Origin of the sequence: Paraburkholderia tropica (genome assembly GCF_914484835.1) — a bacterium.
GTDB lineage: Bacteria > Pseudomonadota > Gammaproteobacteria > Burkholderiales > Burkholderiaceae > Paraburkholderia > Paraburkholderia tropica_A.
Window position 1 is genome coordinate 150,674 of sequence record NZ_CAJZAR010000041.1, and the last position, 12,187, is coordinate 162,860.

Below are 12,187 nucleotides of genomic sequence, written 5' to 3' on the forward strand. Positions count from 1 at the left end.
TCGCCCGCCGTGCCCGCAGCGTATCGAATGAGAGGAAACCGAAGTGTCAGCGACACTGCGTTTTGACAATATCGGCAAGGTATTCCCTGGCGTGCGCGCGCTCGACGGCGTGTCGTTCGAGGTGAACGCCGGCGAAGTGCATGGCCTGATGGGCGAAAACGGAGCGGGCAAGTCCACGCTCCTCAAGATTCTCGGCGGCGAATATCAGCCCGACTCGGGCCGCATTCTCGTGGACGGCAACGAGGTGAAGTTCGCCGACGCGGCGGCCTCGATCGGCTCGGGCATCGCCGTGATTCACCAGGAACTGCAATACGTGCCCGACCTCACGGTCGCGGAGAATCTGCTGCTGGGCTCGCTGCCCAATGCGCTCGGCTGGGTGAAGCGCGGCGAAGCGCGCAAGTTCGTGCGCGAGCGTCTGGCGGCGATGGGCGTCGATCTCGATCCGGCCGCGAAGCTGCGCAAGCTGTCCATCGCGCAGCGCCAGATGGTGGAAATCTGCAAGGCGCTGCTGCGCAATGCGCGCGTGATCGCGCTCGACGAGCCGACGAGTTCGCTCTCGCATCGCGAGACCGAAGTGCTGTTCAAGCTCGTGCGCGAACTGCGTGCGGATAACCGCGCGCTCATCTACATCTCGCACCGCATGGACGAGATCTACGAGCTCTGCAACGCCTGCACGATCTTCCGCGACGGCCGCAAGGTCGCTTCGCACGAGAAGCTCGAAGAGGTGAAGCGCGAAACGCTCGTGGCGGAAATGGTGGGCCGCGAGATCAGCGACATCTACAACTACACGCCGCGCGAGCATGGCGGCGTGCGCCTCGCGGTGCGCGGCATCGAAGGGCATCCGCTCAACGAGGCGGCCAGCTTCGAGGTGAAGTCGGGCGAGATTCTCGGCTTTTTTGGACTGGTGGGCGCGGGCCGCAGCGAACTGATGCAGCTCGTCTACGGCACGCACAAGCGCCGCGCGGGCGAGATCGAACTCGACGGCAAACGCATCAGCGTGAAGAGTGCGAGCGACGCGATCCGCAACGGCATCGTGCTGTGCCCGGAGGATCGCAAGGAGCAGGGCATCGTCGCGATGGCCACGGTCTCGGAGAACATCAACATCAGTTGCCGCCGCCATTTTCTGCGCGCGGGCATGTTCCTCGACCGCAAGAAAGAAGCTGAAACGGCGGACCGTTTCATCAAGCTCCTGAAGATCAAGACGCCGAGCCGCCGCCAGAAGATCCGTTTTCTCTCGGGCGGCAATCAGCAGAAGGCGATTCTGTCGCGCTGGCTCGCGGAGCCGGATCTGAAGGTCGTGATTCTCGACGAACCCACGCGCGGCATCGACGTGGGCGCGAAGCACGAAATCTACAACGTGATCTATCAGCTCGCCCAGCGCGGCTGCGCGATCGTGATGGTGTCATCGGAATTGCCCGAGGTGCTCGGCGTGTCGGACCGCATCGTGGTGATGCGCGAAGGCCGGATTTCGGGCGAGTTGCCGCGCAGCGCGGCGAGCGAACACGCGGTGCTGGACCTCGCGCTGCCGAAAGGCGCGCAGCGTCGCGCCGCATGATGGGGAAGGAGTGATGCAAATGCAACGAGACAACCTTGCGGCGGAAGCCGCCGACGCAGCGAAGAGCGTGGCGCACAGCGCCGCCGACGCGCTGATCCCGAATGCCAGCGACAAGCAGAAGTGGTGGCAGCAGATCACCGAGTACAGCCTGATCGTGATTTTCGCGGTCATGTTCATCACGATGTCGCTGACCGTCGATCACTTCTTCTCGATCGAGAACATGCTGGGCCTCGCGCTGTCGATCTCGCAGATCGGCATGGTGGCCTGCACGATGATGTTCTGCCTCGCCTCGCGCGACTTCGACCTCTCCGTGGGCTCGACCGTGGCGTTCGCGGGCGTGCTCTGCGCGATGGTGCTCAACGCGACCAACAACACCTTCATCGCGATCGTCGCGGCGGTGGCGGCGGGCGCGGCGATCGGCTTCGTGAACGGCGCGGTGATCGCGTATCTGCGCATCAACGCGCTGATCACCACGCTCGCGACGATGGAAATCGTGCGCGGCCTGGGCTTCATCGTTTCGCACGGCCAGGCCGTGGGCGTGTCGTCGGATACCTTCATCGCGATGGGCACGATGGCCTTCTTCGGCGTGCAGCTGCCGATCTGGGTCACGCTGTTCTGCTTCATCGTGTTCGGCGTGATGCTCAATCAGACCGTGTACGGGCGCAACACGCTCGCCATCGGCGGCAACCCGGAAGCGTCGCGGCTCGCGGGTATCAAGGTCGAGCGCACGCGCGTGTGGATCTTCCTGATTCAGGGCGCGGTGACGGCGCTGGCGGGCGTGATTCTCGCGGCGCGCATCACCTCGGGCCAGCCGAACGCGGCCGAAGGCTTCGAGCTGAACGTGATCTCGGCGTGCGTGCTGGGCGGCGTGTCGCTGCTCGGCGGGCGCGCGACGATCTCGGGCGTGGTGATCGGCGTGCTGATCATGGGCACGGTCGAGAACGTGATGAACCTGCTCAACATCGACGCGTTCTACCAGTACCTCGTGCGCGGCGCGATCCTGCTCGCGGCGGTGCTGCTCGACCAGCTGAAGAACCGCGGCGCGCGCGATTAAACCTACCAGGAAGCTCAACGTATGTCTTCACCGGCCAATGCCGTCGCGCGCCACGCGCATGAAAACTTCGCGCGCTATCCGAGCCTCGCGGACCGCGTCGTGCTGATCACGGGCGGCGCGACCGGCATCGGCGCGTCGTTCGTCGAGCACTTCGCGGCCCAGGGCGCGCGCGTGGCGTTCTTCGATATCGACGCGACGGCGGGCGAAGCGCTCGCCGACGAACTCGGCGACTCGCGTCACAAGCCGCTGTTCGCGCGCGTTGATCTCACCGATATCGCCGCGTTGCGCGCCGCCATCGCCGACGTGAAAGCGGCGCTCGGCCCGATCGAAGCGCTCGTGAACAACGCCGCGAACGACAAGCGCCACACGCTCGCGGAAGTCACGCCCGAGTTCTTCGACGCGGGCATCGCCGTGAACGTGCGCCATCAACTGTTCGCGGCGCAGGCCGTGGCGGAGGACATGAAGGCGGCGGGGCGCGGTTCGATCATCAATCTGGGCTCGATCAGCTGGATGCTCAAGAACGCCGACTATCCGGTCTACGTGATGAGTAAGTCGGCGGTGCAGGGCCTCACGCGTGGGCTCGCGAAGGATCTCGGGCAATACGGCATTCGCGTGAATTCGCTGGTGCCGGGCTGGGTGATGACGGACAAGCAGCGCCGCCTGTGGCTCACCGACGAAGGCCGCGAGGCGATCAAGCGCGGCCAGTGCATCGACGCCGAACTGCTGCCCGAGGATCTCGCGCGCATGGCGCTCTTTCTCGCCGCCGACGACAGCCGCATGATCACTTCGCAGGACATCGTGGTGGACGGAGGCTGGGCATGAGCGATCAGCAATCGAAGCCGCAAGCCGCGCAGGACGACGTCGCCGAATTGCTGGTGCACGCGAAGAACGCGCTGGGCGAGGGCGTGACGTGGTGCTCGCGCAGCGCGCGGCTCTACTGGAACGACATCGAAGGCGCGAGCCTCGCGCGCTACGACACGGCCGACGGCTCGCATCGCACGTGGCCGATGCCCGAGCGCCTCGCGTGCTTCGCGCTCTGCGAAGACCCGGACGTGCTGCTGATCGGCCTCGCTTCGCGGCTCGCGTTCTTCGATCTGCGCACGGGCGAAATCACGCCGATCGTCGACGTTGAACCCGATCTGCCCACGCGTCTGAACGACGGGCGTTGCGACCGCCAGGGCCGCTTCGTATTCGGCACGAAGTACGAGCGCAAGCCGTTCGAGAAAATCGGCGGCTTCTATCGGCTCAATCACGACCTCACGCTGGAGAAGCTGCCGCTGCCGGTCGCGGCGATCTCGAACAGCATCGGCTTCAGTCCCGACGGCGGCACGATGTATTACGCCGATTCGTTCACGCGCGAGATTCGCGCCTGCGATTACGGCGCCGATGGAACGATTGCAAACGATCGGTTGTTCGTGCAGGTGCCGAACCATGAAGGCGAGCCGGACGGCTCGACCGTCGACAGCGAAGGCGGCCTCTGGAACGCGCAGTGGGCGGGCGAATGCGTCGTGCGCTACGGCCCGGACGGCGTGGAAACCGAGCGCATCCGCATACCCACGGTGCAGCCGACCTGCGTGACGCTCGGCGGCGAAGGCTACTCGACGCTTTACGTGACGAGCGCGCGTGACGGACTCGACAGCGAAACGCTGGCGCGCGAACCGCATGCGGGCGGTGTGTTCGTCGCGCGCACGCGCTACACGGGGCTGGCCGAGCCGCGCTTCCTCGGTAAGCGATAACGAAAACGCCAAGGAAAACGCTAAGGAAAGCAAACGAGCGTTCGACGCGAGACGAAACAAGACGAGGCTTGCGCGTAAGCGCGATGCAAGCGCCGTGCAGGCCCACTGCAATCGTTTTCGTTCGAGGCTTCGTTGTAGCGAGACAACAAAAAGGCCCAAAAGAAGGCGGCGGATGCGCGCCGGTGTGGCGTCAAACCGCTGCCGTCTCTAAGGTGCTAGCTGTACCCGGCAGCACGAATCCGCCGGGCTTTAACAAGAAGCGGCCGTCACACGACGCAGGCAGCGCGCAGCGATTCAGTCGATTGAAGCGATTCAATCGAATGAAGCGAACGCTGAAGGGACGTCGTGGCGATGCGACCGGCAGGCCGCCTATGCGCCGCCATCCAGGGCGGCGATCCATCATGCCTCTCGAGGAGCCGCTCATGAGCGTCGCGAATTCCGCTTTGCGTCCAACAGCTCGTTCCCGTCATGCTTCCCGGTCGCCGCTTGCCAGCGACCCCGCCACAACGACACCCGCCGCGGGTTCGCCCGCCGCCGCCCGCCGCGCGCGGCTGGAGGCGACCACGCATCCGGTCATGCCGGGGCCGAGCACCTCGGCCGTGGCGATCGGCGCCGCCGGCACCGGCGACGTGGCCTGCGTCACGCTCACCAACGCTTACCTTCGTCTCGATGTCGCCCCGCAACTGGGCGGCGGCATCACGCGCTTCGACTGGCGCAGCGAAGGCGCGCTCGAACCGGTGTTCCGCCGCTGCGAGCAGGTGAGCGCGCGCATGGACCCGAACGAACTCGCCTGTTATCCGCTGCTGCCGTATTCCAACCGGATCGCCGACGGACGCTTCCAGTTCGGCGGCCGCGACGTCGAGATTCCGCGCAATCGCGCGAGCGAGCCGCTGCCGATTCACGGTGACGGCTGGCTCGCGAACTGGACGGTCGAGAGCGCCGAACGCGAGCACGTGCGTCTCGTGCTCGACCGCAGCCAGGGCGAGCCCTACGCGTACCGCGCCGTGCTGACCTATGCGCTCGACGGCGCGACGCTGTCCATGACGCTCGAAGTCGAGAACGTGGGCCGCGAGGCGCTGCCGTTCGGGCTCGGCGTGCATCCGTTCCTCGCGCGCGACGCGAGCACCGAACTCTCCGCGCCCGCGAGCGGCCTGTGGCTCTCGGGCGCCGACTGGCTGCCGGTGCGCCACGTGCCCGCGCCGCCCGCGTGGCAGTTCGGCGTGGCGTATCCGCTGCCCGAGCAGATGGTCAATCACGCGTTCAGCGGCTGGAGCGGGCGCGCGGCCGTGGTCTGGGAGCGCCGCCGCCTGTCGCTCGCGATCTGCGCGAACACCGACTATTACGTGCTCTACACGCCGCCGGGCGAGAACTTCTTCTGCTTCGAACCCGTGGATCATCCGATCAACGCGGTCAATCTGGCCGGTGGCGGCGACGCCCACGGCATGACCGTGCTCGGACGCGGCGAGCGCCTCGTGCGCAAGTTCAGCTTTACGGTCGAGCGCATGGACATGCGCGCGGCGGCGAGCCCGCATCGCGCGGGCGCACGCGGCCGGGCCGGCGCGCGCGGGCCGAAGGGCGGACGCACGCGCGCGCAGACGCAGGCGGCCTGAGCGGGGCCGACGTGGCGGCGGCGGTTCCGCCGCGCCACGTTTCCTCCGACGATTGGCCCGCCCGCTCACACGGCCATCCGCCTGCCCTGACACCGCGCTCGCGGAAGCCGGCGGGCAAGCCGGTTAAAATACGCGCCGTTTCCCTTTTCCCTGCACCGGGCTCGCCGCCCGATCCATCATGACCTCGTTCACCCAAGACCTCGCCGCCGCGTGGCAGCGCACCGGCTCGCTGCTGTGCGTCGGCCTCGATCCCGAGCCCGCGAAGTTCCCCGCCGCCCTCGCTGGCCGCAGCGATGCGATCTTCGAGTTTTGCCGCGATATCGTGGACGCGACCGCGCCCTACGCGTGCTCGTTCAAGCCCCAGATCGCCTATTTCGCCTCGAATCGCGCCGAAGACCAGCTCGAAGCGCTGATCGCGCACATCCACGAAAAGCATCCGGGCCTGCCCGTGATTCTCGACGCCAAGCGCGGCGACATCGGCAGCACGGCGGAGCAGTACGCCCGTGAAGCCTTCGAGCGCTTCAAGGCCGACGCCGTGACGGTCAACCCGTACATGGGCTTCGACTCGATCGAGCCGTATCTCGCGCACGCGGGCAAGGGCGTGATCGTGCTGTGCCGCACGTCGAACCCCGGCGGCTCCGATCTGCAATTCCTCACCGTCGACGGCAAGCCGGTCTATCAGGTCGTCGCCGACCTCGCGGCGAACAAGTGGAACGCGAGCGGCGAACTCAGCCTCGTTGTGGGCGCAACGTTCCCGAAGGAAATCGAAATCGTGCGCGGCATCGTCGGCGACATGCCGCTGCTGATTCCCGGCATCGGCGCACAAGGCGGCGATGTGGAAGCGACCGTGAAGGCGGGCCGTACCGCCAACGGCACGGGCATGCTCATCAACTCGTCGCGCGCGATCATCTTCGCGAGCAAGGGCGAGGACTACGCGCAGGCGGCTGCAACGGCCGCCATGAAGACGCGCGATACGATCAACGCCTACCGTTGATTCGTAAGGTGAGCGGCGCGTTTTCCGCGCTGCTCACCTATTTTAAATCTGACCCCCATAAAACTTCAGAAAAGGTCAGATTTCCCCGTCGGGTTTTAAGAACCGTCTGATTCGAACACGTCCCGCCTGTTCTTAACATGGCATTGTCGATGTGGAATTCGCGATGCCCTTATAAGACCTGCCGCGAATTTCCCACTGCCTGATCGCCAGACAGCGTGCCGAGCAGCTCACTGCATCGCGCCTCGATTCGCATGGCGTCGTAACGGCAAGCATCGTTCCGAGGCCGGGGAGGGCCGCCATGGCGTTCCGCTGCACGGGGCGCTCGCGCGCTCCTGGGCAAGCCGGTGGGCAGAAACTCTGGATGAGTTCTCATCATGAAAATCTCAACATTTCACGCCGCGACGATCCTGGTTCGCGGGCGCATTGGCACGTCTTGCACGTCTGCGTTCGCGCGGGTGCGGGACTGCGCGTCCTTGCCCAAAGCAATCGGCGTTAGCCGCTGCAACAGCGCATCGTCCCGATCGGTTGGCAGGCCATTCAGCGGGGGCATGAACTGACAGATGAGTTGAGTTAAGGCGGACCGGCTGCTGCGCCCTTCACCAGGTGGTGCAGGAGGCACCAAGGGTTAGCAGCCGCAGAGATTCGAATCAACGCTGGGGTATCGGCATCACGGGCTCCAGAGACCAGGGTATTTGTTAAGGATTGCAAAATGAATAAGGCGTATCGATCAGTATGGAATGAGTCCACGGGAACGTGGATGGCGGTGCAGGAGAACGCGAAGGGGCGTGGCAAGAGCAAGAGCGCGTCCTCCGGCGCGACCATGGTGGCCGCTGTGTCGACCGTTATCGTGGGCGCGATGGGCGGCCTTGCCTCAAATGCTCATGCAGCAATGATCACCGGCTACACGGGCACAACTACCGGAGGCTATTGCACAACGGGTGCGAATTCGGTCAATGGCGTTTCCTACGCCCAGGAAATCGATCCGATAGACGGCAACGGGACGTATTCGATGGTCGTGGGCTGTTCGGCGTCGGGCGGCAACAATCTCGCGGTCACTGCGTACGGCGCTTTCGCATCCACCACCGGCAACTACGCGACCGCAATCGGATTTGGCACCAAAGCGGCAGCTAATGCGACTGCGCTGGGTTTTCAGACCATGGCGACCGGCTCAAACGCGACGGCGATGGGCTTTACGGCTAACGCCAACGGGGCGAGTGCCACGGCGATCGGGTCGGCTGCGTCGGCGTCCGGCACGAACGCGACGGCGCTTGGTGCGTCGTCGACGGCGAGCGGCTCGAATGGCATCGCGATCGGCAATTCCGCGACGTCGATGGCGGGCAGCGCCGTGGCGATCGGTACCGCAGCCACGGGCACGGGGACCAACTCGGTCGCGATTGGCGTTGTCGCCAAGAGCATCGCATACGGCGTCGCGGTGGGTAACGGCGCCACGGTTGCCTCGACCGACGGCAACTCCAATGGCGTAGCGTTGGGCACCGGATCTTATGCCAATGGCGGTGCGGCTTCGACCGGCTATCAGGCGACAGCGAGCGGTTCGTGGAGTACCGCGCTCGGCCCCAACGCGACGGCATCCGCGACGAATGCCGTCGCGCTCGGCTACGGCACGACGGCTTCCACGGCGAACTCGGTTGCGCTGGGCAACGGCGCGACCACGGCAGCGGCTGTGGCGACCACCAATGGCGTGATCGGCGGCACGACGTACACCTATGCAGGCACGGCGCCGACCGGCGTGGTGAGCATGGGCAAGGCCGGTGCAGAACGTCAGGTGACGAACGTCGCGGCAGGCCGCGTGACGTCGACGAGCACCGACGCGGTGAACGGTTCGCAGCTCTATGCGACGAACACGCAGGTGACGCAGAACACGGGCGACATCTCGAACATCTACACAAAACTGACGAACCTCAGTGGCGGTACGGTCGACGCGGTGCTGTACGACTCGTCGGCGCATACGTCGGTGACGCTGGGCGGCACGGGCGCAAGCTCGAACGTGAAGCTGAGCAACGTGGCGGCAGGTACGTTGTCGTCGACGAGCACGGATGCGGTGAACGGTTCGCAGCTGTACGCGACGAACAACACCGTCAACAACATCGTGAACGGCGGCGGCATCAAGTACTTCCACACGAACTCGTCGCTGGGCGATTCGGTGGCGGCTGGCTTGGACTCGACGGCGATTGGCCCGGCTTCGACGGCGGGCGGTGCGAATTCCGTCGCGATCGGCAATGCGTCGACGACGATGGCACAAAACGCCGTGGCGATCGGTACCGGCGCCACGTCCCTGGGGAACGACGCGATCGTGATCGGTTCTGCCGCGAGCAGCATCGCAAACGGCGTCGCGCTGGGTAAAGGTGCCACGGTTACTTCGACCGATGGCAACAACTCTGGCATCGCGTTGGGCAACGGAGCGATTGCCAATGGCGTATCGGTTTCGACCGGCTATCAGTCGACCGCTAGCGGTTCGTGGAGTACCGCGCTCGGCCCCTGGGCGAGGGCAACCGGGGCGAATGCGGTCGCGGTCGGCACTTCCGCGACTGCGAGCGGCGCGAATGCCACCGCGCTCGGCAACGGTGCGAATGCTTCCACGGCGAACTCGGTTGCACTGGGTAACGGCGCGACCACGGCAGCGGCTGTGGCGACCACCAATGGCGTGATCGGCGGCACGACGTACACCTATGCAGGCACGTCGCCGACCGGCGTTGTGAGCGTGGGCAAGGCCGGTGCAGAACGTCAGGTGCAGAACGTCGCAGCGGGTCAAGTGACGTCCAGCAGCACGGATGCGGTGAACGGTTCGCAGCTCTACGCGACCAACACGCAGGTGACGGCGAACACGACGAGCATCAGCAACCTGCAAGGCTCGGTGACGACGCTGCAAGGCAACGTGACGACGATGCAAGGCCAGATCACCAACATCAACGGCAAGCTGGCCGATGCGGTGATGTACGACTCGTCGGCGCATACGTCGGTGACGCTGGGCGGCACGGGCGCGAGCACGAACGTGAAGCTGAGCAACGTGGCGGCAGGCACGCTGTCGTCGACGAGCACGGACGCGGTGAACGGCTCGCAGCTGTACGCGACGAACAACAGCGTCACGAGCGTCACGAACACGGTGAACAACATCGTGAACGGCGGTGGCATCAAGTACTTCCACACGAACTCGTCGCTGGCGGATTCGGTGGCGAACGGTGCGAACTCGACGGCGATCGGTCCGGCCGCCGCTGCCAATTACGCGGATGACATCGCGATTGGTGATGGAGCGGCGGCAAGCCGACCTGGCATTAACCAGCAGAGCGGCAATGTCGCGCTGGGTGCTAATGCTACGGCACAAGGCTATCGCTCGATCGCTATCGGTGTTGGCGCTCAAACGAACACCGGCTCGCTCTGGCAGTACGCGTCCGATATCGCGATCGGTCAGTCCGCGCTCTCTGAAGGCTACGATTCGGTCGCGCTGGGCAACAATGCGAATGCCGGCTCGGCAGGAGGGTACGGCAACAACGTGGCAGTGGGCGGCAGCTCCTATGCCAAGGCATCGGGCGCCGTTGCGTTTGGCGGCGCGGCCAGCGCGGCGGCGGCCAACTCGACGGCCATCGGCGCACTCGCCTCGACCAGCGCAGCCGGCGCGGTTGCGATCGGTACCAGCGCGACGGCGAGCGACACGAATGCGGTGGCGCTGGGTCAGAATGCCAAATCGACCGGCACCAATAGCGCTGCGCTCGGTGGGCTTGCGCAGGCGACCGGTTTACGCTCCGTGGCGGTGGGTGCTGCGGCGCAGGCGACCGCGGACACCTCGGTTGCGCTTGGCAACTCGGCAACGGCCGGTACGGTGAACTCGGTGGCGCTGGGTACCAGCTCGGTAACGTCGGCGGCTGTGGCGACGGCCAATGGCGTGATCGGCGGCACGACGTTCACCTATGCAGGCACGTCGCCGACCGGCGTGGTGAGCGTGGGCAAGGCCGGTGCAGAACGTCAGGTGCAGAACGTCGCAGCGGGTCAAGTGACGTCCAGCAGCACGGATGCGGTGAACGGTTCGCAGCTGTACGCGACCAACACGCAGGTGACGGCGAACACGACGAGCATCAGCAACCTGCAAGGCTCGGTGACGACGCTGCAAGGTAACGTCACGACGATGCAAGGCCAGATCACCAACATCAACGGCAAGCTGGCCGATGCGGTGATGTACGACTCGTCGGCGCATACGTCGGTGACGTTGGGCGGCACGGGTGCGAGCACGAACGTGAAGCTGAGCAACGTCGCGGCAGGCACGCTGTCGTCGACGAGCACGGATGCGGTGAATGGTTCGCAGCTGTATGCGACGAACACGAACGTGTCTAACCTCACGGGTACGGTGACGAACATCGCCGGTAACGTGACGACGATGCAAGGCCAGATCACGAACATCAACGGCAAGCTTGCTGATGCGGTGCTGTACGACTCGTCGGCGCATACGTCGGTGACGCTGGGCGGCACGGGCGCAAGCACGAACGTGAAGCTGAGCAACGTGGCGGCAGGCACGCTGTCGTCGACGAGCACGGATGCGGTGAATGGTTCGCAGCTGTACGCGACGAACAACACCGTCAACAACATCGTGAACGGCGGCGGCATCAAGTACTTCCACACGAACTCGTCGCTGGGCGATTCGGTGGCGACGGGTGCGAACTCGACGGCGATTGGTCCGGTGGCAACGGCCAGCGCAGCGAACGCGATCGCGATCGGCAACGGTGCGAATGCGTCGACGGCGAACTCGGTGGCGCTGGGCAACGGCGCGACTACGGCAGCGGCTGTGGCGACGACCAATGGCGTGATCGGTGGCACGACGTACACCTACGCAGGCACGACGCCGACCGGCGTGGTGAGCATGGGCGCAGCGGGCACCGAGCGTGAAGTGACGAACGTCGCGGCAGGCCGCGTGACGTCGACGAGCACGGATGCGGTGAACGGCTCGCAACTCTATGCGACCAACACGCAGGTGACGGCGAACACGACGAGCATCAGCAACCTGCAAGGCTCGGTGACGACGCTGCAAGGCGACGTGAGCAACCTCGCGGGCAATGTCACGAACATCAACGGCAAGCTGGCGGATGCAGTGCTGTACGACTCGTCGGCGCATACGTCGGTGACGTTGGGCGGCACGGGCGCGAGCACGAACGTGAAGCTGAGCAACGTGGCGGCAGGCGCGCTGTCGTCGACGAGCACGGACGCGGTGAACGGTTCGCAGCTGTATGCGAC

7 protein-coding genes are annotated in these 12,187 nt (G+C 65.5%); all 7 read left to right on the forward strand.

The window, feature by feature from the left end; all coding sequences use genetic code 11:
• Positions 1–43: 43 nt before the first annotated feature.
• Entirely contained in the window at positions 44–1,555 is a 1,512-nt protein-coding gene (gene araG / locus LDO54_RS11995) for an L-arabinose ABC transporter ATP-binding protein AraG (protein WP_224010464.1), read from the forward strand.
• A gap of 13 nt (positions 1,556–1,568) precedes the next feature.
• Positions 1,569–2,609, forward strand: a complete 1,041-nt coding sequence (araH, locus tag LDO54_RS12000) for an L-arabinose ABC transporter permease AraH (RefSeq protein WP_224010466.1) — start codon at positions 1,569–1,571, stop codon at positions 2,607–2,609.
• 21 nt (positions 2,610–2,630) lie between these two features.
• Complete coding sequence (locus LDO54_RS12005) at positions 2,631–3,431, forward strand: SDR family NAD(P)-dependent oxidoreductase (RefSeq protein WP_224010468.1); 801 nt, start codon at positions 2,631–2,633, stop codon at positions 3,429–3,431.
• Positions 3,428–4,345 (forward strand): SMP-30/gluconolactonase/LRE family protein, encoded by a 918-nt coding sequence (locus LDO54_RS12010; RefSeq protein ID WP_224010470.1) that lies wholly within the window; start codon positions 3,428–3,430, stop codon positions 4,343–4,345. Before LDO54_RS12005 ends, LDO54_RS12010 begins: the two co-directional genes overlap by 4 nt.
• Before the next feature lie 422 nt (positions 4,346–4,767).
• Positions 4,768–5,955 carry an aldose 1-epimerase gene (locus LDO54_RS12015; RefSeq protein WP_224010472.1) on the forward strand — a complete coding sequence of 396 codons (1,188 nt, stop codon included), beginning with the start codon at positions 4,768–4,770 and terminating at the stop codon, positions 5,953–5,955.
• A gap of 178 nt (positions 5,956–6,133) precedes the next feature.
• On the forward strand, positions 6,134–6,949 hold the full coding sequence (gene pyrF, locus LDO54_RS12020) for an orotidine-5'-phosphate decarboxylase (protein WP_224010473.1): 816 nt from the start codon (positions 6,134–6,136) through the stop codon (positions 6,947–6,949).
• A 757-nt stretch (positions 6,950–7,706) separates the two neighbouring features.
• Positions 7,707–12,187 (forward strand): hypothetical protein (locus LDO54_RS12025; protein ID WP_253074389.1); only part of this gene is annotated, 4,481 nt, incomplete at its 3' end.